The 23,283-nt window shown below is 68.5% G+C and carries 22 protein-coding genes, 1 tRNA gene and 1 other RNA gene; 14 read left to right on the top strand and 10 right to left on the bottom strand.

The features are described 5' to 3' along the window. Nucleotides 1–72: 72 nt before the first annotated feature. From smpB to AAFO60_RS08400, 4 genes are all read left to right on the top strand, one after another. A complete protein-coding gene (gene smpB / locus AAFO60_RS08415; protein ID WP_347955723.1) occupies nt 73–546 on the top strand; it encodes an SsrA-binding protein SmpB in 474 nt (157 codons plus the stop codon). Beyond that, complete coding sequence (locus AAFO60_RS08410; RefSeq protein WP_347955722.1) at nt 543–1,310, top strand: hypothetical protein; 768 nt, start codon at nt 543–545, stop codon at nt 1,308–1,310. The genes smpB and AAFO60_RS08410 overlap by 4 nt, the downstream gene beginning before the upstream one ends. A 93-nt stretch (nt 1,311–1,403) precedes the next feature. Continuing rightward, nucleotides 1,404–1,775, top strand: a transfer-messenger RNA (tmRNA) gene (ssrA, locus tag AAFO60_RS08405). Nucleotides 1,776–2,041: 266 nt separating this feature from the next. After that, nucleotides 2,042–2,770: a hypothetical protein gene (locus AAFO60_RS08400; RefSeq protein ID WP_347955721.1), complete on the top strand. Its 729-nt coding sequence runs from the start codon at nt 2,042–2,044 to the stop codon at nt 2,768–2,770. A gap of 568 nt (nt 2,771–3,338) precedes the next feature. Here AAFO60_RS08400 and AAFO60_RS08395 read toward each other — a convergent pair. Continuing rightward, a complete protein-coding gene (locus tag AAFO60_RS08395; protein ID WP_347955720.1) occupies nt 3,339–4,985 on the bottom strand; it encodes a long-chain fatty acid--CoA ligase in 1,647 nt (548 codons plus the stop codon). A gap of 158 nt (nt 4,986–5,143) precedes the next feature. On the opposite strand from AAFO60_RS08395, the gene AAFO60_RS08390 reads away from it, so the two are divergent. Genes AAFO60_RS08390 through AAFO60_RS08380 form a run of 3 tightly spaced genes read left to right on the top strand, consistent with a single transcriptional unit; the run spans nt 5,144 to nt 7,047 of the window. Further along, nucleotides 5,144–5,758: a QsdR family transcriptional regulator gene (locus AAFO60_RS08390; RefSeq protein WP_347955719.1), complete on the top strand. Its 615-nt coding sequence runs from the start codon at nt 5,144–5,146 to the stop codon at nt 5,756–5,758. Then, nucleotides 5,745–6,224 carry a GNAT family N-acetyltransferase gene (locus AAFO60_RS08385; RefSeq protein ID WP_347955718.1) on the top strand — a complete coding sequence of 160 codons (480 nt, stop codon included), beginning with the start codon at nt 5,745–5,747 and terminating at the stop codon, nt 6,222–6,224. The genes AAFO60_RS08390 and AAFO60_RS08385 overlap by 14 nt, the downstream gene beginning before the upstream one ends. A gap of 55 nt (nt 6,225–6,279) precedes the next feature. Beyond that, on the top strand, nt 6,280–7,047 hold the full coding sequence (locus AAFO60_RS08380; RefSeq protein WP_347955717.1) for an SDR family NAD(P)-dependent oxidoreductase: 768 nt from the start codon (nt 6,280–6,282) through the stop codon (nt 7,045–7,047). A 57-nt stretch (nt 7,048–7,104) separates the two neighbouring features. On the opposite strand, the gene AAFO60_RS08375 is transcribed toward AAFO60_RS08380, so the two are convergent. The 5 genes from AAFO60_RS08375 to AAFO60_RS08355 form a co-directional block, all read right to left on the bottom strand. After that, nucleotides 7,105–7,461, bottom strand: coding sequence for a DUF488 domain-containing protein (locus tag AAFO60_RS08375; RefSeq protein ID WP_347955716.1), 357 nt, complete (start codon nt 7,459–7,461; stop codon nt 7,105–7,107). A 32-nt stretch (nt 7,462–7,493) separates the two neighbouring features. Further along, complete coding sequence (locus AAFO60_RS08370) at nt 7,494–8,597, bottom strand: ABC transporter permease (protein ID WP_347955715.1); 1,104 nt, start codon at nt 8,595–8,597, stop codon at nt 7,494–7,496. 1 nt (nt 8,598) lies between these two features. Beyond that, nucleotides 8,599–9,471 (bottom strand): ABC transporter ATP-binding protein, encoded by an 873-nt coding sequence (locus AAFO60_RS08365; RefSeq protein WP_347955714.1) that lies wholly within the window; start codon nt 9,469–9,471, stop codon nt 8,599–8,601. After that, entirely contained in the window at nt 9,471–10,112 is a 642-nt protein-coding gene (locus AAFO60_RS08360) for an alpha/beta hydrolase (protein WP_347955792.1), read from the bottom strand. Before AAFO60_RS08360 ends, AAFO60_RS08365 begins: the two co-directional genes overlap by 1 nt. 125 nt (nt 10,113–10,237) lie before the next feature. Then, nucleotides 10,238–10,807 (bottom strand): hypothetical protein, encoded by a 570-nt coding sequence (locus AAFO60_RS08355; RefSeq protein WP_347955713.1) that lies wholly within the window; start codon nt 10,805–10,807, stop codon nt 10,238–10,240. Between the two features lie 132 nt (nt 10,808–10,939). Between AAFO60_RS08355 and pgm the strand changes: the two genes are divergently transcribed. The 3 genes from pgm to AAFO60_RS08340 all read left to right on the top strand — a co-directional run bounded on the left by pgm (nt 10,940) and on the right by AAFO60_RS08340 (nt 14,469). Further along, nucleotides 10,940–12,580, top strand: a complete 1,641-nt coding sequence (pgm, locus tag AAFO60_RS08350) for a phosphoglucomutase (alpha-D-glucose-1,6-bisphosphate-dependent) (protein ID WP_347955712.1) — start codon at nt 10,940–10,942, stop codon at nt 12,578–12,580. A gap of 32 nt (nt 12,581–12,612) precedes the next feature. Next, nucleotides 12,613–13,353, top strand: a complete 741-nt coding sequence (locus AAFO60_RS08345; protein ID WP_347955711.1) for a DsbA family protein — start codon at nt 12,613–12,615, stop codon at nt 13,351–13,353. A 522-nt stretch (nt 13,354–13,875) separates the two neighbouring features. Then, nucleotides 13,876–14,469: a DUF1707 SHOCT-like domain-containing protein gene (locus AAFO60_RS08340; protein ID WP_347955791.1), complete on the top strand. Its 594-nt coding sequence runs from the start codon at nt 13,876–13,878 to the stop codon at nt 14,467–14,469. Between the two features lie 33 nt (nt 14,470–14,502). On the opposite strand, the gene AAFO60_RS08335 is transcribed toward AAFO60_RS08340, so the two are convergent. From AAFO60_RS08335 to AAFO60_RS08325, 3 genes are all read right to left on the bottom strand, one after another. After that, nucleotides 14,503–16,272, bottom strand: a complete 1,770-nt coding sequence (locus tag AAFO60_RS08335; RefSeq protein ID WP_347955710.1) for an oleate hydratase — start codon at nt 16,270–16,272, stop codon at nt 14,503–14,505. Nucleotides 16,273–16,300: 28 nt separating this feature from the next. After that, nucleotides 16,301–17,155 (bottom strand): 3-hydroxyacyl-CoA dehydrogenase, encoded by an 855-nt coding sequence (locus tag AAFO60_RS08330; RefSeq protein ID WP_347955709.1) that lies wholly within the window; start codon nt 17,153–17,155, stop codon nt 16,301–16,303. A gap of 72 nt (nt 17,156–17,227) precedes the next feature. Beyond that, nucleotides 17,228–18,508 (bottom strand): NAD(P)/FAD-dependent oxidoreductase, encoded by a 1,281-nt coding sequence (locus tag AAFO60_RS08325; RefSeq protein ID WP_347955708.1) that lies wholly within the window; start codon nt 18,506–18,508, stop codon nt 17,228–17,230. A 243-nt stretch (nt 18,509–18,751) separates the two neighbouring features. Between AAFO60_RS08325 and AAFO60_RS08320 the strand changes: the two genes are divergently transcribed. After that, nucleotides 18,752–18,827: transfer RNA gene (locus tag AAFO60_RS08320), tRNA-Ala, on the top strand. A gap of 346 nt (nt 18,828–19,173) precedes the next feature. Here AAFO60_RS08320 and AAFO60_RS08315 read toward each other — a convergent pair. Further along, nucleotides 19,174–19,743 (bottom strand): Ltp family lipoprotein, encoded by a 570-nt coding sequence (locus AAFO60_RS08315; RefSeq protein WP_347955707.1) that lies wholly within the window; start codon nt 19,741–19,743, stop codon nt 19,174–19,176. A 169-nt stretch (nt 19,744–19,912) separates the two neighbouring features. Here AAFO60_RS08315 and AAFO60_RS08310 point away from each other — a divergent pair, with 169 nt between their 5' ends. The 3 genes from AAFO60_RS08310 to AAFO60_RS08300 all read left to right on the top strand — a co-directional run bounded on the left by AAFO60_RS08310 (nt 19,913) and on the right by AAFO60_RS08300 (nt 23,197). Further along, entirely contained in the window at nt 19,913–20,491 is a 579-nt protein-coding gene (locus AAFO60_RS08310) for a YdeI/OmpD-associated family protein (protein WP_347955705.1), read from the top strand. A gap of 114 nt (nt 20,492–20,605) precedes the next feature. Further along, nucleotides 20,606–21,454 (top strand): 3-hydroxybutyryl-CoA dehydrogenase, encoded by an 849-nt coding sequence (locus tag AAFO60_RS08305; RefSeq protein WP_347955704.1) that lies wholly within the window; start codon nt 20,606–20,608, stop codon nt 21,452–21,454. Nucleotides 21,455–21,547: 93 nt separating this feature from the next. Continuing rightward, nucleotides 21,548–23,197, top strand: coding sequence for an ABC-F family ATP-binding cassette domain-containing protein (locus AAFO60_RS08300; RefSeq protein ID WP_347955703.1), 1,650 nt, complete (start codon nt 21,548–21,550; stop codon nt 23,195–23,197). Nucleotides 23,198–23,283 lie beyond the last annotated feature (86 nt).

Here is a 23,283-nt window from a genome sequence, read left to right as displayed (position 1 = left end):
TGGACGCCCGGGAATGAACCGAGCACCGCTCGCCGTTCGAAGTCACTACAACGTCTGATTTGGAGGTCCGCCGTGCCCAGGGAGAAGGGTAAGTCGGTGATTGCCACGAACCGCAAGGCCCGGCACAACTACACGATCCTCGAGACCTTCGAGGCCGGCATGGTCTTGCAGGGGACCGAGGTGAAGGCCTTGCGCGACGGCAAGGCCTCGCTGGTCGACGCCTTCGCGACCATCGACGACGGCGAGGTCTGGCTCAACGCCGTGCACATCGCCGAGTACGGCAGCGGCACCTGGACGAATCATCCGCCGCGCCGCAAGCGCAAGCTGCTGATGCACCGCAGGCAGATCGACGGCCTGATCGGCAAGTTGCGCGACGGCAACCTGACCCTGGTGCCGCTGTCGATGTACTTCTCCGACGGCTACGCCAAGGTGGAGTTGGCGCTGGCCAAGGGCAAGCAGGCACACGACAAGCGGCGTGACATCGCCGAACGCACGGCCAAGCGCGAGGTGGAGCGCACTCTCGGTCGGCGCGTCAAGGGGATGTGATCGGGCTGCGGGGGCGCTCGAGCCTCGCGTGGGTCGCGGTCGTCGTCGCCGTGTTCGCGACGGTCGCCGGTTGTGCCCGGCCGCCCGCACCGCACGGGCCGCCGCCCGCGGTCGGCGCGATGGTGCCCGCGGCGTCTTGTCGGGCAGACGGCGCTGCCATCCGCGAACAGGCCGACGCGCTGGTCCGGACCGGTCTGCGTGAGACCGGCTTCCACACCGTCTTCGTCGACTGCGCGGGAGCGGGGCGACGCGCCTACACCGACGATGCGGCCCTGTCCGGCTACCTCGCCGAGCGAGGGCTGACGTTGGACTTCCCCGACGCCGCCGAACGGTCGGCCGCCGTCGACGTCGCCGCCGCCTCGGACGCGAAGGTCCGCACCGACCTGACCCGCCGGGTGATGCTGGCGCAGCCGTTGATCGTCGCCTCGGACATCGGGGCGCTGCCGCCGGCGACGCTGGACGTGCTCAACCATCGTGAGGTCGTCGAGATCGCCCGCGATCGACGCGAGGCACCCGGTGCCCAGGTGCTCGACGATCCCGGTACGTACTCGCGCGCGATCGGCGAGCAGGGACTGCTGGTCTCGCTCACGAATTCGACTCCCGCGACGCGTGACCTGGCGGTGCGAGTGGCCGATCTCGGGCTCGCCGGCGATGATCTGGTGCCTGCCCGGGACGTGTGGACCGGACATCGGATCCGCGCCGCCGACGGTGTTCTGACGATCGCCGTCCCCGCCCGCGACACGGCTCTGCTCCGCATCGGGTAGCGGTGCGGTGAACCCGCGACCGATATCGGGATGAAACTGTCGGCTGCGTTGGTTAGTATTAGGTGTCCGGCAGATTTTGGCGGGCACCACCTCGGGGCCGATCGGTTTCGACTACGTGCATCGAGGTGGGGGAAGCGTGTCGGTGCAGGCTAGAGACCACCGTAAGCGTCGCAGCAACCAATTAAGCGCCGATACCAATCAGCGCGACTACGCCCTCGCTGCCTAAGCACCGAGGCTAGTCTGTCGGCCCGGGCCTTCGTTCCCAGGTTCGGAGCCGGCATCAGCAAGGGAACTCACCGTCGTCGTCGGTCGCGGACGAAGGCGGGACATCAAACAGCGACTGGGATCGTCATCCCGGCTTGTTCGTGAGACCGGGAGATTCGAGTAGAGACAGAGCGGACTGCACACGGAGAAGCCCCACTGAAGTGACGGAGGACCCGGGTTCAATTCCCGGCGGCTCCACCGAGTGAGAAGACCCGCGGTCGTGACCGACCGGGGGTCTTCTCGTGTTCGGGCTCGCTCGCGGGTGCAAGATCCGGGTTTTGAATGGCACGCGGTAGGGCACGCAACCGCCTGCAGTGCACGGCGGTCCGGCGACGGTGAATCTCGCGGCGCAGGCTGCTTGTCGGCGAACCCTGTCATTGCCGCGTCCACTGTGGCAGGGTAGGGCGATGGGCTTGGTCGGGAACCCAGAATTTCTCAATCGTCTCTACCTCGGGGTACTCCTCATCGTGGCGGCGACGTTCTTGTGGCGGCAGTATCTGCTCTGGCGTAAGGACCGGATACGGGAGGGCCGCGAACTCACGCCCACCGAGGTCGGCTGTCTCTACGGTCACCGGTGCGCGGCGGCCGTTGCACTGCTGTGGCTCGATGAGTCCGTGGACGAACACGGGCACCGGTCGGCGGACGCGGTTCACGGCGACGCGTACACCGCGCACGTCGCACAGCGCGCCCGAGTCCTCAACAGTCCGACGGTCGAGGCCGTTCGCACCGCGACCGGTCCGCACCTGGACGGCATGACCGACTATCTGATCGGGCGCGGTCTGCTGGCGAGCCGCCGTGACCGACGACTCGCGCTGGCCCCATTGGCGGTGACGGTGGTGGTCCTGACGATCGCGGCGATCGCGATCCTCGTCGACGGCGGCGGCACCGACGCGATCGTGCCCGCGGTCCTGATCGTCGGAACGCTCGCCGCGGCGGGAGTGCTGCGGACCCGGTTCGGGCGGACGCGGGCCGGGGACATCTATCTGACGACCGTCGCCGAACGGTATCCGGTGCAGGATCTGAACACGCCGCGCGACTGGGCGTACGCGGTGGCCGTGCACGGTGTGGCCGCCCTCGGAACCAGGACGTTGGGCGACGCTGCGGCAGAGCGCGGCGAGTGGCGGCGGTCGGCGGTCGCCGCGTTGGCCACCGACGACTACCGGCTTCAGACCGCAGACAGTGCTGCAGAAGACTGAAACGCCCCGCCCGAGATGATCGGGCGGGGCGTTTCAGCTTGCGGGACTACTTGACTCCGGAGAAGACCGCCGCCAGAACTTCGAACAGGTGCGGGTTGTCGGTGATCGCCGTCCACAATGCTGCATCCACAGAAATCTCGCCTCTCTCAAGCTGATCAGGTGCTTACCGGTCTACCGTACGCGGTCCGCCGAGCGTGAGCAGCCGGAGCGGCGACCGGGCGGCGGATGCGGCTCGGAGTGCGCGCCGGATACGGCGCAAGGCCCGTCATCCGGCGTCAGCGCGTGCCGGGGACGTGATGCTGCGGGTCGCCCGATGGAGTGCCGGACGGAGCCATAACCGCAGGTCGGCGGCGTTCGCTCCTCAAGGGGGGAGCGGCCTGCCGCCGCCGTCGCACCCGGGTCCGGCGGCTTTCGGGGCGTTCGTCGACTTGATCGGAATTCGTGCCGCAGGCGCCCGGTTCGGCCCGCAACTGCAGCGCCCGGCGGCAGTGACGGCGCAGCCGGTCGGGGCCGAACGGACAGGGCCCGGCCGTCACGGTGGACGACCGGGCCCTGCCCGCTCGATGACTCAGCCCTGCGGGTCGCCGATGACGGTGTAGTCGCCGTCCGCATAGTGCTGACGCACCCGCTTCTTGTCGAACTTGCCGACCGAGGTCTTCGGCACCTCGGTGACGAACGACCACCGCTCGGGCACCTGCCAGCGCGGGATGCGCTCCTCCAGGAACTTGCGATGCGCTTCGACGTCGGCGTCGTCCTCGCTGCGGACCACGGCGAGGACGAACGGCCGCTCGTCCCACTTGGCGTCGGGAACACCGATCACGGTGGCTTCGACGATCGCCGGGTTGGAGGCGATCACGTTCTCCAGCTCGACCGACGAGATCCACTCGCCGCCGGTCTTGATCATGTCCTTGGCGCGGTCGACGATCGTCATGTACCCGTCGGGGGTGATGGTCGCGACATCGCCGGTGCGCAGCCAGCCGTCGTCGAACTTCGACGGATCGGTGACATTGGCCTCGGGCTGGAAGTACGCGCCGGTGATCCACGGGCCGGCCACCTCGAGCTCACCGTGGGCGACGCCGTCCCACGGCATCTCCTCGCCGTTGTCGCCGATGATGCGGGCGGCCACCGGAGCCGGGAAACGGCCCTGGGTGACGCGGTAGGCGAAGGCCTTCTCCTCGTCGTCGACACCGGCCGGCGGGCGGGCGATGGTGCCCAGCGGGGAGGTCTCGGTCATGCCCCAGGCGTGGACGATCGGCACGCCGTAGCCGTCGAACTTCTTGATCATCGACGGCGGCACCGCGGCGCCGCCGACGACGACCTCGCGCAGGTGCGTGATGTCCTGGGGCTTGGCGTCGAGCAGCGCCGACACGCCCTGCCAGATGGTGGGGACGGCGGCGGCCAGGGTCGGCCGCAGCTCCGCCATCATCGCCAGCAGCGGTTCGGGCTGCAGGAAGCGGTCGGGCATCACCATGGTGGCGCCGGCCATCATGGCGGCGTAGGGCAGACCCCACGACATCACGTGGAACATGGGGACGATCGCCAGCACCGAGTCGCGGTTCGACAGGCCCAGGCCGGTGGTCGAGGTGCCCAGCAGCGAGTGCAGGTAGATGCTGCGGTGCGAGTAGACGACGCCCTTGGGGTCGCCGGTGGTGCCGGAGGTGTAGCACATGACGGCGGCGGTGTTCTCGTCGAGCGCGGGCCAGTCGTAGGTGGTCGGCTCGCCGGCGATCAGGTCGTCGTAGGTGTGAACGGTGATGTGGTCGGGTGCGGTGACGGCCTCGGCCGGACCGTTGGTGACGACCACGTGCTGCACGTTCGGCGTGCCCGCCAGGTAGGCCGAGAGCATCGGCGCCACCGAGGCGTCGACGAAGATGACCTTGTCGTCCGCGTGGTTGATGATGAAGACGGCCTGCTCGGGCGAGAGCCGCAGGTTCAGCGTGTGCAGCACGGCGCCCATGGACGGCACACCCGCGTAGAGGGCCTGGTGCTCGTTGTTGTTCCACATGAACGTGGCGACCCGGTCGCCGGCCTCGACGCCGAGCTTGGTCAGGGCGTTCGCCAGCTGCGCGCCCTGATCGCCGACCTCGGCGAAGGACAGCTCGCGGGCGCCCTCACCGGTCCAGGTCACGACCTTCGCCTCGGGGAACACTCGGCGGCTGTACTCGACCAATCCGGAGATCAACAGGTCTCCGTGCTGCATAGTCGTCTGAATCATGGATCAGGTCTCCTCTACGTCGTCGCACGCGTGGTGCCGCCGAGATTTCTCAAACGTGGGCAAGTTCACCTTTGCACACGCCAGTTTCCCCCATTACGCCGACCTCTGCATCATTTGTTTGAAATGATGCCGTGGGTTGACGTGGGAAGGGGCCGATCGTGATCGATCCGGAGTCCGTTCTCCATGCCGCGCGTGAGGTCTTCATCGCAAGCGGGCGCATCGAAGTGGGTGAGCTGGCGGACGCTGTGGGAGTGAACCGCACCACACTCTACCGCCGATGGGGTGGGCGCGACGGACTCCTCGGAGAGGTCATCTGGTCGGTGACCGAACCCACGATCGACGCCGCGAACCGGCGAGCGGCCGGGACCGGACCGGAGAGGATCGCCGCCATGATGGGCGGGTTCGCCGCAGCCGCGAACCAGGCGACGTACTTCCACGCCTTCCTCCAGCGGGAACCGGAGCGCGCCCTGCGCGTGATGACCACTCGGGCCGGCGGCGTCCAGCCGCGGATCGTCGAGAAGATCTGCGGCCTCATCCAGACCGAGGTCGACGCCGGGCGGCTGACGCCGTCGTTGCCGGTCGGCGACCTGGCGTTGATCCTGGTCCGCATCACCGAGACGTTCGTGTATGCGAACCTGATCACCGGCGAGGAACCCGATGCGGTGAAAGTGCATCAAGCGTGTGCCGTCATGCTGGGTGTGACGCCGCCGAGCGTCGTCGATCGAGCCGGCACCGACCCCGGCACACCGAGGAGGACACATGGAAATCCGTAACGTCACCGCCGCCGACGCCGGACGGCTCTCCGAGATGTTCTCGCGGCTCTCGGAACGGGACATCACCTCCACCCGCGACGATCCGCGCGACTGGGTGCCGATCGACCGGCTGGGCTCGGACGCCGACTTCCGCTGGGTCGCCGTCGACGACGACCGCGTCGTCGGCTGGGCCATCCTCAATCGGCTCTCGGGATGGTCCGATCACGTCGGTGAGCTGCGGCTGGTGGTCGATCCCGGAGCACGCCGGACGGGTGTCGGGCGCGCGCTCGCGCAGGAGGCGGTACGCGCGGGCTTCGCCGACGGGCTGCGCAAGCTCATCATCGAACTGTCCGACGACCAGGACCCGGTGGTGGAGATGTTCATCGACCTCGGCTTCACCGGTGAGGCTCGGCTGCGTCAACACATCCGCGACGGCGACGGCACCCTGCACGACCTCATCGTCCTGGCGCGGCACACGCAGTCCTGACCCCCGACCGCCCCCAGCACCGACCGGATCGCCCGGTCGCATCAGAAGGAGCACCATGTGCACCATCCTCGACTCGTTCCGACTGGACGGGAAGGTCGCACTCGTCACCGGCGCCTCGAGCGGGCTCGGCGTCGGCTTCGCCAGAGCACTCGCGGACGTCGGCGCCGACGTGGTCCTGGCGGCACGCCGGACCGATCGGCTGCAGGAGACGCGCGAGGCGATCGAGTCGATGGGGCGGCGCGCACTGGTCGTCACCACCGACGTCGTCGACCCGGAGCAGTGCACCGACGCGGTGGCGGCCACGATGGCCGAGTTCGGGCGGCTGGACGTCTTGGTGAACAACGCCGGCGTGGCCGAGTCGACCCCGGCGCTGCGGGAGAGCCCGGATCAGTTCCGCCGCGTCATGGACGTCAACGTCAACGGCTCGTACTGGATGGCGCAGGCGTGTGCGCGCGTGATGCAGCCGGGCAGCGCCATCGTCAACCTCGCCAGCGTCCTCGCCTACACCTCGGTGCTGATGCCGCAGGCGGCCTACTCGGCCAGCAAGTCGGCGGTCGTCGGGCTCACCCGCGACCTCGCCCAGCAGTGGACGCCGCGCAAGGGGATCCGCGTCAATGCGCTCGCGCCCGGCTACTTCGAATCGGAGATGACGGGTCAGTTCGCCGAGGGCGTGCTGGATCGATACGTGGTGCCGCGGACCCTGTTCGGGCGGCTGGGCAACCCGGGCGAACTCGATGCCGCGCTGATCTTCCTCGCCTCCGACGCCAGCAGCTACCTGTCGGGAGTCACGCTGCCCGTCGACGGCGGCATGCTCACCAACTGAGCCCGCCGCACCAACTGAATCCGCCGCGCCAACTGAGTCCGTGACGTCGGCGCACGGTCACGTGATGCCGTGGTCGGCGAGGATCGCGACCAGCGTGGGCACCTCGCTGCGAGCCGGATCCTTCATCGCGGTGGCGAGCTCGACGTCGCCGGCCCGCGCCAGGTCCATCAGTTCGGCGAAGGCGTCGGCCTGCGGGCCGGGTTCGGCGAGTTCGGCACGGTACCGCTCGGTGAAGGCGTCGTACTCGTCGGGATGGGCGTGATACCACTTGCGCAGGTCGGTGGACGGGGCGACCTCTTTGAGCCAGCGACCCACCCGCGGATCGTCCTTGCGGATGCCGCGCGGCCACAGCCGGTCGACGAGGATGCGGTGGTCGTCGGGGTCGTCGTACACGCGGCCGATGGAGATCGCCATGTTTCGCACCTTTCGCCGTCTCCAATCCGACGCTACGCCACCCGCACTCCCTTGGGCAGGCGCCGAGCGGGCACACGGAGGCGGCGGCTCGCGATCGCGAGGCCGAGCCCGCCGATCGCCAGGTTGACGAGCAACCCCAGATACCAGGTGTGCCCGATGTAGCGGGCCGCATGCGCCTGCTCGGCCAGTTGACGGGACCGCCAGGTGTCCGCGCAGGCGGAGCCGCCCGGGAACGGCCCCGAGCGCGCGCCCGACTGCGCCAGCGACAGCAGGACCGACGGGCCCGGGCCGGTCTCGTCGGGCTCGCGGTCGACGCCCGCCGCGACGTTGTCGGTGACGATCAACAGCGGGTTCGGCGCCAGCAGCCACCACGTGCGTTCGGTGTGCAGCGACGACGTGGGCGCGACGACGTCGGCGCAGGTGCGCCCGCTGTCGGTCCAGGTGTATCGGGCCTGCGGCAGCGCGTGCTGGGAGGTCAGAAGCGGGAGAGTCATGCCGAAGCCGATCGGCAGGCCGATGAGCAGCAGCAGGACCGTCGCCTGGGTCAGCATCGCCGACGCCGCCGGACGCGCGGTGAGGGCCGAGAAGCCGAGACCGAGAGCGCAGTAACATACCAGCAGCAGCGCGGTCACGACGACGCCGCCGAGCGCCGCGAGCACCGAGACCGCACCGGTGAAGGTGCCCCACACCAGGTAGGGGGCGGCGACGGCGATCAGCGTCAGTGCCGCGGCCCACGAGCCCAGCCATTTGCCGACGGTCAACTCCATCGAGGAGATCGGGGTGGCCTGGACCGGCGCGAGGGTGGCGTCGCGGCGGTCGCCGTTGATCGACGTCGCCGACATCGTCGGGGCGGCTGCGAGGCCAAGGAACAGGACCAGTCCGAGGGACAGTTCGTACAGGTAGCGCGACCATTCGGCGTAGGTGGCGCCCGCGATGACGGCGAGCCACAGCGAACCGAGGACGAGCGCGCTGACCAGCACGAACAGGGCGGCGAGCGTCCGCTTCCAGCGGGTGGAGCGGATTCGCTGGCGGATCTCCAGGCCGGCGATCGTGGTCACCGCGGCCGCGAAGGTCGGCACCGGGCGCCCCGGTGCGGGCGCATGGACCGGCTCCCCGTGCCTCTCCAGTCCGTGCATCTCAGGTCCGTTCCGGATCGAGATCGAGGTACATCTGCTCCAACCCGGTGCTGAGCCGGCTGAACTCGGCGATCGGATGCCCGGCCGCGACCAACCCGGCCAGATACGTCGCGGCCGCGGCGTCGTCGGCGAGTTCGACGGTGGCGGCCCGGTCGGGAGCCTGCCCGGCCAGCCGGATGCGCCACGAGGAGCCGCGCGCCGGCGGCGGGATCCGCGTGCTGCCCGCCGTCATCATCACCACGGCGTCGGCCATCTCGTCGAGCTCGGCCAGGATGTGCGACGACACCACGATCGCGGCGCCGGCGTCGGCCAGCGAACGGAGCAGGACCCGCAACTCGATCCGCGACCGCGGATCCATCCCCGACGCGGGTTCGTCGAGCAGCAGGATCCGCGGCCGATTGACCAGCGCCCGCGCCAGGCCGAGCCGCTGCTTCTGCCCCCGCGAGAGGCCCGACGCCGGGTGGTCGGTGAACTCCGCCAGATGAACCTGCGCCAGCAGGTCGCGGGCGCGGGCGTCGGCGTCGGATCGCGCGATGCCGTACAGCCGGGCGAAGGCGACCAGGATCTCGCGCGGGGTGAGCGACTCCCACGTGCCGAAGGTGTCGGGCATCCAGCCGACCTCGCCGCGCAGTCGCCGATGGTCGGCGGCGACGCCGTCGCAGACGATGGTGCCGCGGTCGGGTTGCAGCAGACCGGCGAGCATCAGCAGCAGCGTGGTCTTGCCCGCCCCGTTGGGGCCGACCAGCCCGGTGATCGTACCGGCCCGCAGCGACAGGTCGGCGTGCTCGACGGCGCGGTGACGACCGAAGGCGCGGGCGAGCCCGGCGGCGGCCAGGAGCGGGGGAGCGGCGGACGCCGGGGCCGTCGTCGCCATCACGAGGATCGGGCGTCGAGCGCTTCGGCGACGAAGTCGAGGGCGCAGCCCTGCCACAGCCCGATGTGGTCGAGCATTGCGTGGCGGCCGTCGGGCACCGAGAGGTACCGCGCGTCGAACCCGCGCTCGGTCAACTCGGTGATGCCCTTGGCGGTTCGCGGTGCGCGGGTGACGGTGTCGGCCTCGCCGTGGACCGCGCGGACGCGGACTCCGTCGCGGATCTGCCGCCAGTCGGCGAACTGCCACCACGGGGCCAGGGCGAGGATGTCGGTGACGCGGGGGTCGTCGCCGAGTTGCGCCGCGATCCGGCCGCCCATCGAATGGCCGATGACGGCGATGGGGACGCCCGGATGGTCGTCGGCGAGCCGTGCGAGCGCGGCGCGCGCGTGCGGCATGGGGCTGGCCTGGTCGCCGTTCCACCCGTACACCCGATAGCGGGCCTGCCGCACGCGCACGCGGGTGCCGAACCGGGTCTGGATCGAGGCGGTGAACGGGTACATGCGCAGCGCCGAACCCTGCACGGCCGAGAATCGTCGGTAGCTGAAGTCGGTGCCGCCGGGCAGAACCAGCACCGCCAGCTCCGGGGCGGGAACGGCCGCACGGACCGGGCTCAGCAGGGTATTGGCCAACTGCAACAGCATTCGCTCTCCCATCGCCGCCGAACTGTCGGCGTCGAAGCCAGCGTAAACGATCAATGCCTGCAGGGTGTCGGTCGCTGTGCGGAGCCTGTGGTGTACGACGAGGTCCGGTCCGGATTGTGACTGACTCAGAGCTTCTTGCAGGTCTTGTAGGGAATTCCCTGCGCCAGGTTCTTCTTGAAGACGGCAACGCCTGCTGCTTGAAGCGCGGGCGATATGTCGTTGCAACGGAACCTGTTATTGGTTCCCGACACCCAGCCGGATTTTGCGTTGACCTTCCATTTCTTGGAGCTTCCGCCGCAGCCGACATGCACCTGGAAACGGCCGCCCTTGTTCAGGCTATAGCTGTAATCGGCTTTGGAGATTCCTCCCAACACGATCGGCATCTTCCAGGTGGCCCACCCTGACTTACTCTTTTCTGCATTGATCCACACGCCGGTGACTGAACTGTTGATGCAGGATACTTCGCCCTTGACGACTTGCGCTGCGGCGGCTTCGCCTGCAGTCAATCCTGATCCACCCAGTGTGGCTGCTGCTGTGAGTGCGACTACAGCGCAGGTATTGCCGGTAGCGATCCGAGATCGTGCAATTGAATTCATGAGAAGGAAAGCTAGCAGCTGATTCGCCTGTGGTCGGACGCGAAGTGTGACATGGGAACGAAGTTCATCTTTTTGGTCGAACTGCGGATATTCGATCAAGTGACGGATAGTCGACCGACGTTGGTGATGCACATGCGCAGAAGGCGCCCGGCCTTGATGACTCCCTCAACGACGCCGCGGTCGTCTCGGTGTGTCAGTGGTCCGGACTCCGGCCTGGCAGAATCTGAAGACATGGCACATCCGAGAGCCGGCACACCCGCGACCGCAGACGATCTGATCGACGTGGCGGCCGTCGAACGCGCCTACTACGACATCGCGCCCGACCCCGCCGACCCCGATCAGCGGGTCGCCTTCGGAACGTCGGGGCATCGGGGGTCGAGCCTGGCCGGTGCCTTCAACGAGGCGCACGTGCTCGCGATGACCCAGGCGATCGTCGAGTACCGCGAACGCGCAGGCATCGAAGGTCCGGTGTTCATCGGCTTCGACACCCATGCGCTGTCGATCCCGGCGTGGCGGTCGGCGCTGGAGGTGCTGGTCGGCAACGGCGTCACCGTCTTCACCGCCGAGGAGGACCAGTTCACGCCCACCCCGGCGATCTCCCGGGCCATTCTGCGGTTCAACGCCGAGAACGCGGGGGTGCGCGCCGACGGGATCGTCGTCACCCCGTCGCACAATCCGCCCGCCGACGGTGGTTTCAAGTACAACCCGCCCAGCGGCGGACCCGCCGACACCGACATCACCGCGACCATCGCCGCCCGCGCCAACGAACTCCTCGAGAACCGACTGCGCGACGTCCAGCGCATCCCGTTCGACCGCGCCCGCTCCTCGGAGCTGGTGATCGACTATCCGTTCCTGGGCGAGTACGTCACCGCGCTCGGCGAGGTGGTGAACCTCGACGCCATCCGTGCCGCCGACGTCCACATCGGCGCCGACCCGCTCGGCGGCGCGTCTGTCGCCTACTGGGGCGAGATCAAGGACTTCTACGGACTCGGCTCGATGACGGTGGTCAACCCGAACACCGATCCGGCGTTCGGGTTCATGACCCTCGACACCGACGGCAAGATCCGGATGGACTGCTCCTCGCCAGACGCGATGGCGTCGTTGATCGCCGCGCGCGAGCAGTACGACATCGCCACCGGCAACGACGCCGACGCCGACCGCCACGGCATCGTCACCTCCGACGCCGGACTGATGAACCCGAACCACTACCTCGCCGTCGCCATCGACTACCTGTTCACCCATCGCGAGGACTGGGGGCCCGAGGCCGCGGTCGGCAAGACGCTCGTGTCGTCGTCGCTGATCGACCGCGTCGTCGCGGGGATGGGCCGGCGCCTCGTCGAGGTCCCGGTCGGGTTCAAGTACTTCGTCGACGGACTGCTCGACGGCAGCGTCGCCTTCGGCGGCGAGGAGAGCGCCGGCGCCTCGTTCCTCACCTTCGACCATCGGCCGTGGTCGACCGACAAGGACGGGATCATCATGAACCTGCTGGCGTCGGAGATCCTGGCCGTCACCGGGAAGAGCCCGTCGGAGCGGTACGCCGAGCTCGCCGACCAGTATGGGCGCAGCGCGTACGCGCGGATCGACGCCCCCGCCGACCGGCGGCAGAAGGCGCGACTGGCCGCGCTGTCGGCCGATCAGGTCAGCGCCTCGCAGCTCGCCGGCGAGCCGATCACGGCGATCCTCACCGAGGCGCCCGGCAACGGCGCCGCCATCGGCGGACTGAAGGTCACCACCGACAACGCCTGGTTCGCCGCGCGTCCGTCGGGCACCGAGGACGTCTACAAGATCTACGCCGAATCGTTCCACGGGCCCGAGCACCTGGCCCAGGTGCAGGCTCAGGCACAGGAGTTGGTCGACTCGGTGCTCGGCTGAGCTGGGCGGCAGGCCTCGCTACAGTCGACATCGTGGCAACGAACTCCGGCAACGGCAAGAGACTGCGCGAGAACCCCGACTATCAGCCGCGGGCGGCCGGTGCGTCGTCGTACCTGTACATCGGGATCGGTGTGCTCGTGGTCGCGGCGCTGGTCATCGGCGGCTTCCTGTGGATGAACAACAAGACGTATCCGCCGGTCGACGACAAGGTGCTCGCCGAGAACGCCTCGTTCATAGTCGGCGATCGGACGGCGCCCAAGACGATCGACGTCTTCGAGGACTTCAGCTGTGAGCACTGCCGCACCTTCGAGGAGCAGTCGGGCGCGGCCATCCGCCAGCACGTGATCGACGGTCGGATCCGGGTGCGTTACCACATGCTGAACTTCCTCGATCAGAACTCCAAGTCGGGCGACTACTCCTCCCGCGGGGCCGGGGCGGCGCTGTGCGTGGCGCGCAACGACGACCGCGAGGTGTTCTGGAAGCTGCATTCGCAGCTGTTCGAGAAGTCGGGCGAGGACCTGACGAACCAGCAGATCGCCGATCTCGCCGCGAGCGACGGCGCCGGCGAGAAGACCCGCGCCTGCATCGCGTCGGGCCAGTTGGTCGACGAGGCGCGGACCATGGCCGACGCGTCGAAGGGGCAGCTGAGCAATTCCACCCGAGGCCAGGTCGCCACGCCGACGGTCCTGCTGGCCGGCCAGCAGGTGTCCGGAATCCTGGACGGCACCGGCTGGCTCGACAAGATGTTCGCGAGCACATCGGCGACCCCTTGACGGTGGCGGCGTGCTCATCGAGTGGTGAGTGAGTGTGTCGGGATGCGCGGGTCTCGATACGTCCTCGGCTAGCGCCTCGTCCTACTCGACCAGCCTGGGGGGCAGGCATCGCAGCCTGCCGACCGGCACGACGGGTGGGCTGCTCCTCAGGGTGATCGAGTAGCCCGGGAACGGAGTGAGCGAGTGTATCGAGATCGTCGTGCGGGGTCTCGATACGTCCTCGGCTGGCGCCTCGTCCTACTCGACCAGCCTGGGGGCAGGCATCGCAGCCTGCCGACCGGCACGACGGGCGGGCCGTCCTCAGGGTGATCGAGTAGCCCGGGAACGGAGTGAGCGAGCGTATCGAGATGCGTGCGGGGTCTCGATACGTCCTCGGCTGGCGCCTCGTCCTACTCGACCAGCCTGGGGGTGGGTGGGCCGTCCCCAGGGTGATCGAGTAGCCCGCGAACGGAGTGAGCGAGCGTATCGAGATGGCGGTGGGCCGATTGACCGACTTGTTCTCGTAAGGTGGCGGACGTGACTATGGAGAGCTCAGACGACGAGGTCCGTGTTGGCAACCCGGAGCGGGAGCGCGCGATCGGCCTGATCAACGACGCCTTCTCGCAGGGCTACCTCGACATCGTCGAGTTCGAGGAACGATCCGGTCTGGTCTACCAGGCGCGGACGCGCGGGGCGCTGCGGCAGGTCGTCGCCGACCTGCCGAACGGGAGCCTGCTGTTCCCCGCTACGCCGGCGGCCGCACCCGGCGGCCCATCGGCGCCGGCGGCCTACTCGCCACCCGAATCGGTCACGGCCGACTGGGACACCCAACGTCGCAAAGGGGCGTGGACCGTCCCGGCTCGGATGGTGCTGTCCGGCGAGATGGGCACCTTCGACCTCGACTACCGCTCTGCGACGTTCACCGCCCCGCTCGTCGAACTTCAACTGCAGGTCAATGCGTCGACGGTGCGGCTGCGGCTCGGCCCCGACCACGAGATCCGCTACGACACGCTCGACAAGACCAAGTGGTCGACGCTGAAGGACAAGGCGGGCACTCCCGCCCGACCCGGCGGGCCGGTGGTTCAGGTCACCGGATCGTTGGCCTCCATGAGCACCTTGACGATCAAGCGAGCCTGAACCACCGGGCTGTGGCCCGAGTCCGCCCGAATCCTACGGTTCGGCGATCAACTTGTAGTCGGCGATCAGCTTGCCGACCTCGTTGTCGGTGAACTTGCCGTACAGCTTCTCGCGCAGGAAGTGCGGTCCGGGGAGCTGCACTTCGGCGCCGTCGCGCAGCCGCGCGGTGGCGTTGAGGAGTTCGCGGACGTCGTAGGTGGAGCCGTAGACCTCCGGCACCCCGCGTTCGATGTCGAGCAGGGTGTAGACCGCCTCCATCGGGGTGCGCACCGAGTACTCGGTGGTGAAGATGCAATCGCGACTGGGGCTTTCGGAGAACTGACCGATGAAGGCGAAGTTCACCGAACCCTCCGGTACCACGTCGGGCCGATCGCCGGCCTGACGCGGCATGAAGAAGGCCGTCACGTACGGCATCATGCACGGCACCGCCTTGGCCGCGGTGGCCGCGAGCTCGTCGATCTCATCGGTGGGCACACCGAGGTGGTAGAGCCATTCGCGGGTGATCTCCTCGCCGGTGCACTCGGCGATCGACTTCTTCACGTAGTCGCCCTCGACGTCGGAGAACAGCGCGTACACCCACACGACGATCTGGTCGGCGGGCTGCTGCTTGAAGTGCGGCTGTCGGTTGACCGTCCAGCTCATCAGCCAACTGGAGTCGCGGGCGGTGACGATGCCGCCGGTGACGACCTTGCCGCTGAACGGATCGCGCTTGCAGATCTTCTGGATGTATTCGGGGATCCGGTGGTCGAGTGTGGTGACGGTGCACGACTCCCACTTGGTCGCGTCGATGTCGCCGGCGAAGACGTCCGGGCGCCCGAACGCCGGATCCTTCTTCGCGACGGTGCGCCACAGGTCCCACGCCGGGGCCGGGCCGCGGTTCAGCTTCGCCGGGGTGGCGTGATCGCCCTCGTCGGAGTTCTCGGTCAGCGAGCCGATCGTCATGAACACCAGGTCGTTCTCGCTCAGTTCGGTGACCGAGTTCTCGTCGCCGCGCGTCCAGTGGATGGCGGTGGCCTGTTTGCGACCGTCCTCGATGGCGAAGTCGACGTCGGTGACGACGGTGGAGAACTGGAAGGTGACGCCCTGGTCGAGGAGCCAACGGTACAGCGGGAGGACCAGCGACTCGTACTGGTTGTACTTGGTGAACTTGAGTGTCGACAGGTCCGGCATGCCCTTGATGTGATGGATGAACCGGTGCAGGTAGAGCTTGAACTCCAGTGCGCTGTGCCAGTTCTCGAACGCGAACATGGTGCGCCAGTACAGCCAGAAGTTGCTGCCGAGGAACTCCTCGCTGGTGACCTCGTCGATGCGCTTGTTCTCCATCTCGGCGCGGGTGGCGAGGAAGATGCGGACCAGGTCCTTCTGCGCCTTGTCGGGCAGCTTGAACTTGAAGTCGGTGTGCGCGTCCTCGCCCTGGTCCTCGGTGACGCGCATCATCGAGAAGTTGGGGTCGTCGCGGTTGAGCCAGAAGAACTCGTCGAGGACGCTGGCGCCGTCGATCTCGATCGACGGGATGCTGCGGTACAGATCCCACAGGCATTCGAAGTGGTTCTCCATCTCGCGGCCGCCGCGGATGACGAACCCCTTCTTCGGCTCCTTGATGCCGTCGAGCGCGCCGCCAGGCAGGTCGAGTTCTTCGAAGATGGTGATCTTGTCGCCGGCCATCTGACCGTCACGGATCAGGAAGGCGGCTCCGGCCATCGACGCCAGACCGGCGCCGACGAACCACGCGGTCTTGTCGTCGACGCCCGCGGGCTTGCGCGGCCGGGCGAATGCTTCGTAGTTTCCTGCGCTGTAGTGCATTGATTTCCCCTCGTACTGACGTGGTCGGTTACTGGTAGTCGTAGAAGCCGTGACCGCTCGCCATGCCGAGGCGGCCCTTGTCGATGTACTCGGTCTTGAGCCAGGTCCCGAGCTTTCGCTGCTCGGCGTCGCCGCTCATCATGATGTTGTACGGCGTGTTGAGGCCGATGATGTCGTAGATCTGGAACGGCCCCATCGGTGCGCCGGTGGCGATCCGCCACACGTCGTCGACGCTCTTGGGATCGGCGTAGTCGCCCTCGGCGAGTTGGGCGGCCGCCGACAGGAACGGGACCAGCAGCGAGTTCAAGACGTAGCCGGCCTTCTCCTTGTGCATCGGGATCGCGACCATCCCGATCTCGCCGGCGAATTCGACGACGGTGTCGAAGACGGTCTTGCTCGTCTGCGGGGTGCCCATGATCTCGGCCGTGTTGAACTGCCACACCCGGTTGGCGAAGTGCATCGCCAGGAAACGGTCGGGGCGCCCGCTCGCGGGGGCGATGTCGCTGGGCAGCAGGGTGGAGGAGTTGGTGCAGAAGATGGTGTGTGCCGGGGCGACGCCGTTGAGCTTGCCGAAGGTCTCCTCCTTGATCTTCAGGACCTCGGGGACGGCCTCGATGACGATGTCGGTGTCGGCGGCGGCCGCGGCGAGGTCGGAGTGGTACGACAGCCGCGACAGCGCCGCGTCGACCTTGCCCTGATCGGCGCCGGGCACCTCGGCGAGATAGGTCTTGGCGAGATCGGTGAAGCGGGACTTCGCCTTCTCGAGGATCTCGTCGCTGATGTCGTAGACGGCGACGTGGAATCCGGAATAGGCGCTCTGATAGGCGATCTGGGATCCCAGCACGCCGCTTCCGAGGATGGTGACGTTCTTGATGTCGGTCATGGGTTGAGCCTTCCTGTGGGGTGTCGAGCGTTGAAAGATGTGGTGGTCGTGCGAGCTCGGGCGGCGTCCGGGTCAGGAGGTGGGCGGTTGCTCGACGGCCTCGAGGACCGTCTCGGACCGACTGTCGGTCAGGTAGTCGCGCGACCAGTTGCGCACCGCGTCGAAGCGCGAGCGCATGCTGGGCAGCAGGGCCGCGTGCACGGCGAGCCACCCGGCGAACGCCGCCGGCCCCTGAATCTGCTTGCGGTCGGGGCCGATCTCGGCGACGGCGGCCATTCGCCCGATCATCGCCATGAAACCGCGGTCGGTGTATTCGAAGGCGCGGCGCGGTTCGCCTGCGAGGTCGGCCATGATGTTGGCCGCGGCCCAATGGCCGGACTGCAGGGCGACCGACCCGAGTTGCGGCAGCGTTCCGTCGTGTCCGTCGGGGATGTTGGCGGCGTCGCCGAGCGCATACAGGCCGTCGACGCCGGGGACCGTCAGGTCGGCGTCGACGTCGATCCGGCCGCCGCGGCCCGTCGCCGCGCCCGCGGTGCCCACCACCGGTTCGGCCTGCAGCCCGCCGGCCCAGACGACGATCCGCGTCGGCAGTGTCGAATCGTCCGACAACGTCACCGAATCGGCGGCGACCTCCTTGACCCCGATGCCCAGATGCAGGTGCACGCCGAGAGCCTCGAGTCGCTCCCGCGCATAGGTCTGCGATTTGGCCGAGAAGGGGCCGAGCACGGTCGGGCCGCGGTCGACCAGATGCACCGCGCAATGCTTCTGCACTTCGCTGGAGAAGTAGTGCGGCACCACGGTGCTGATCGCCTCCGCGATCGCGCCCGCCGTTTCGACGCCGGTCGGGCCGCCGCCGACGATCACGATGTTGAGCGGCTCCGGGTCGGCGCCGTCGTTCGCGCGGGCGTCGAGGTCGTCGAGTTCGGCGATGAGGTCGGCGGCGAGCCGGGTCGCATCGTGGATCGAGTACAGCGGGTGGGTGTACTCGGCCGCGCCCGGCGTTCCGAAGAAGTTGACTGCCGCACCGGCTGCGACGACGACGATCTGCCCCTGATGAACCGATCCGTCGGCGAGGGTGACGGTGCGTTCACCGCTGTCGACGGCGGTGACCTCCGCCGTCATGACATGAACGCTCGGGTGCCTGCGGAAGGTGGAGCGCAGGGGCTCGGCGACATCACTGGCCGGCAGCTGCGCCGTGGCGACCTGATAGAGCAGAGGTTGGAACTGCTGATAGTTGTCGCGGTCGATCAACAGCGTCGAGATCTTGTTCTTGCCGAGACGTTTCGCGGCGGCGACGCCGGCGAAGCCGGCGCCGACGATGATCACCTGATAGTTCGTCGGACCAAGTGACATGTGTTATTCCTCACGTTTGCCGGTTATGTGCACCTTAGGAAGGTCTCTCGGCATGCCGCGCGGTGATGGCGCAGATCACCGGGCATGTGTCCCAAACCGATGTCGTCCCGTCGGCCGAGGACGGGCGGTCGACTTCGGTGGTCGCTGGTGGTCGGTGAGGGCGATGACCAGCGGATTTGGTTGCTCATCGACGGGTGGGGTAGTTTTATCACCGCACCCCGAGAGGGGCGCGCAACTTGATACGGGGCTATGGCGCAGCTGGTAGCGCACCACACTGGCAGTGTGGGGGTCAGGGGTTCGAGTCCCCTTAGCTCCACCATGATAAACCCGCTCTGACCTGTGTCAGAGCGGGTTTCTTCTTGCTTGGACCGCCCCAGGTGTGTCCTGGAAGGTGTCCTGCCGCCGGCCACGGCCTTCGCGATCGGCGTCGGCGTGCTCACCGTGCGGCCGGCGCCCGTCCGACGGCGCGGAAGGGCTCCTTGCTCTGCGCCACCTGATGAGTCTGGGGCACCTGATGAGCGACTACGTGAGCGCGGAGATCGCGTTGAGCAGGACGAACCCCGCCGCGACGACCAAAGTATCGGGAACGGGGCAGCAGCGGGAACGGGGCAGCAGCGGGAACGGGGACTGTGCGGACCGAGTCGGTACTGCGGCACGACAGCGCGTCAGAACTGGCTCGCCGCACCCGCCGCGGCTTGCTCCTGCGTGAAGCCCTCGAAGACGAGTTGCTCGGTGAGGCCCTGCTCGGAGAAGGCGCTCATGCTCATGTATTCGGCGGCCTTCTTGCGGGCCTGGTCGGTCCAGTCCGGCGAGAGATAGTCGACGGCGAAGACGGCGTCGTCGTTGCTGAACCCCTCGAACGCCAGTTGCTCGATCAGCCCCTGGCGGGAGAAGGCGGAGAGGGAGAGGTAGTCGCGGGCTTTGGCGATCGCATTGCGCTGCGACGGCGTCGCGCCGTCCCGCGGGGCCGCCGGCGCGGGCAGGGCGGTCGATGTCGCGGGCGGCTCGGCCGACGTCGGGGCGACGACGTCGACCTCGACGGGTGTCGCCGTCTCCACGATGTCGGTCGAGGTCGGGGGCGGGGTGTGGGTCATCGTCTCGGTGACGGTCACGATCGCCACCGACGTCGGCGTCTTCTCGGGTGTGCCGTCGGTGCCGCACGCCGTGGCGACACCGCCGAGCCCGAACGCGACCGCCGCGATGCCGATGCTTCGCAGCAGGGGATGAGTCGTCATGGTGCTACCAGCCCTCCGGTCGGTGCGGAACGATCCGCTGGTCGAAAGGGCACGGCGATCGCCCCGTTGTATCGACGACTATAGGAAGGGCCGCGCTGCCGACGAGCGCGATCGATCGCCCGATCCGGGGATTAGCCCGAATGTCCGACAGTTCTTCTACGATCGTGCGATGACGACCCCCGATCGGATCCTTGCGTTCGACGACGGTGCGCAGTGGGAGGGATGGCTGGAGCGCAACCATGCGACCGCACCCGATGCATGGTTGCAGATCGCCAAGAGCGGGTCGACGGTCGGCGGCATCTCGATCGGCGAAGCGCTCGACGGGGCCCTGTGCTTCGGGTGGATCGACGGGCAGCGGCGCTCCCGCGACGGTGAGAGCTACCTGCAGCGCTACTCGCCCCGTCGGCCGACGAGTTCGTGGTCGAAGATCAACGTCGACAAGTTCGAGGCGCTCGTGTCCGCCGGACGTGTCCGCCCGGCTGGGATCGCAGCGGCCGAGCAGGCGAAAGCCGACGGCCGGTGGTCGGCCGCGTACGAGTCGCAGGCAAGCGCTCAGACTCCGGCCGACCTGCTCGCGGCACTGTCGGCCGAGCCCGCTGCCGCGGCGGCGTTCGAGTCGTTGAACAGGTCGGCGCGGTACGCGGTGATTCTTCCGCTGCTGAAGGCCCGGTCGGCCGCACGGCGGGCGGCCCTGGTCGCGCGAGTCGTCGAAGGGCTGGCCGCCCGGACGAGACCGACGAAGGGCTGATAGCGCCGTCGCCGTCCGACCACCGGGTTGCGGCTCCGAGCCCGACTATTACGCTTGCCGTCGGAGACTGTACATCCGGTCGTCGCGCGCGGCGGCCTAGCGTTTGGAGCGAATGTGAAGCTTATCGGCGTGATCGGCGGCGGCACCATGGGTGCGGGAATCGCCGAAGTGTGTGCCAAGGCGGGCAGCGACGTGCTGGTGCTGGAGACCAAGCAGGAGTTCGCCGACGCGGCGACCGCGCGGATCACCAAGTCGATCAGCCGCGGCATCGCCAAGGGGAAGATCTCCCAGGAGGACGCCGACGCGGCGATCGCCCGCGTCACCGTGACCCTGGATGTGAACGCCTTCGCCGACCGCGAACTGGTCATCGAGGCCGCCCCCGAGGTCGAGGCCATCAAGCACGACATCTTCGCCAAGCTCGACGCCGTCGTGTCGCCCGAGGCCATCCTGGCGACCAACACCTCGTCGATCCCGATCATCAAGATCGCCGCCGCCACCAAGCACCCGGAGCGGGTCGTGGGCGTGCACTTCTTCAACCCGGTGCCGGTGATGCCGCTGGTGGAGATCATCTCCGCGCTCACCACCGCACCCGAGACCGCGGCCGCCGTCACCGACTTCGCCAAGAACACCCTGGGCAAGACCACCGTCCAGGCGGGTGACCGGTCGGGCTTCATCGTCAACGCGCTGCTGATCCCGTACCTGTGCCAGGCCATCCGCATGTTCGACTCCGGCTACGCCAGCGCCGAGGACATCGACGCCGCCATGAAGGGCGGCTGCGGCTACCCGATGGGTCCGCTGACCCTGCTCGACACCGTCGGCCTCGACATCGCCCTGGCGGCCGCCGAGTCGCTCTACGCCGAGTTCGCCGAACCGCACTTCGCGCCGCCGGCGCTCCTGCGCCGCATGGTCGACGCCGGCCGCCTGGGTCGCAAGACCGGCCGCGGCTTCTACGACTACAGCTGAGCCCGCTCGCCCGAGAGGTGGGCGACCGCGTCCCGTCCGGACCAGATCCGGGCGGGACGTCGTCGTGTCAGAGGCGGGTGCGACCATGTAGTCATGACCGCAACCCTCGTCGCCAAGGGCGTCTCCGGCGGCTACGCGCACCGAGTCCTGTTCGACGACCTCGACCTCACGGTCGCGCCGGGCGACGTGATCGGCGTGGTCGGCGCCAACGGAGCGGGCAAGTCGACGCTCCTGCGGGTGCTGGCCGGCGACCTCGCACCCCTGGCGGGAACCGTCACCCGCTCACCGGCTGACGCCTTCGTCGGCTGGCTGCCGCAGGAGCACGACCGGAACCCGGGGGAGACCGTCGGTCAGTACGTGGCCCGGCGCACCGGGTGCGCGGCGGCGACCGCCGCGATGGACGCGGCCGCCGACGCGCTCGCTGACGACGCCGATGCGGGCGCCGACGCCTATGCCGTCGCCCTCGACCACTGGCTCGCGACCGGCGCCGCCGATCTCGACGAGCGGCTGCCCGCCGTGCTGGCCGACCTCGGCCTGAACACCGGGCCGGTCGCTCCCGAGGAGCTGCTGATGACCGGACTGTCGGGCGGACAGGCTGCTCGGGTCGGGCTGGCGGCACTGCTGTGCTCGCGATTCGACGTCGTGCTGCTCGACGAGCCGACCAACGACCTCGACCTCGAGGGGCTGGCTCGCCTGGAAGAGGTGGTGCGCGGCATGCGCGGCGGCGTCGTTCTCGTGAGCCACGATCGAGAGTTCTTGGCGCGCAGTGTGACCCGTGTCCTCGAACTCGATCTGGCACAGCACACCAACACCGTGTACGGGGGAGGGTACGAGAGCTACCTCGAGGAACGGGAGGTGGCGCGCAGGCACCGGCGCGAGGAGTACGAGGAGTACGCCGAGAAGAAGGCCGACCTCGTCGCCCGCGCCCGCGTGCAGCGCGAGTGGTCGAGCCAGGGCGTGCGGAACGCGATGAAGAAGAACCCCGACAACGACAAGATCCGGCGACGCGCCGCGAGCGAGTCGAGTGAGAAGCAGGCGCAGAAGGTCCGGCAGATGGAGAGCCGCATCGCTCGCCTCGAAGAGGTCGTCGAGCCGCGCAAGGAATGGGCCCTGGAGTTCACCATCGGCGCGGCCCCGCGGTCGAGTTCGGTGGTCGCGACGCTCAACGCGGCCGTCGTGCGGCAGGGAGAGTTCACCCTGGGACCGGTGTCGTTGCAGGTGAACGCGGGGGAGCGGATCGGGATCACCGGCCCGAACGGTGCGGGCAAGTCGACGCTGCTGGGGCTGCTCCTCGGCCGGATCGAGCCCGAGGAGGGGACCGCCGCACTCGGCGCCAACGTCGCGATCGGCGAGATCGATCAAGCCCGCGGCCTGTTCGGCGGCCCCGAACTGCTCGCCGACCGATTCGAGGAACTGGTTCCGGAGTTCACCACCGAAGAGGTCCGCACGCTGCTGGCGAAGTTCGGTCTGCGAGCCGACCACGTGGGCCGCCGGTGCGCCGACCTGTCACCCGGCGAACGGACCCGGGCGGCGCTGGCGCTGCTGCAGGCGCGCGGGGTGAACGTGCTGGTGCTCGACGAGCCGACCAACCATCTCGACCTGCCCGCCATCGAGCAGCTCGAGTCGGCGCTGGCCGCCTACGACGGGGCTCTCCTGCTGGTCACCCACGATCGGCGGATGCTCGCGAACGTGAACGTCGACCGTCGCTGGCAGGTGGACGGCGGCCTCGTCCGAGAACTGTGAATCCCGCCGCCGCGCCGAGATCGGTCGGGTCGTGAGGACCGATCGACGAGGGCGGTCCGAACGGTGACGGCCGACGCACCCGCAGT

The sequence above is a fragment of the Gordonia aichiensis genome, from assembly GCF_039946255.1.
In the GTDB taxonomy this organism is placed as follows: Bacteria; Actinomycetota; Actinomycetes; order Mycobacteriales; family Mycobacteriaceae; genus Gordonia; species Gordonia aichiensis_A.
This window is presented reverse-complemented; position numbering and strand designations above follow the sequence as displayed.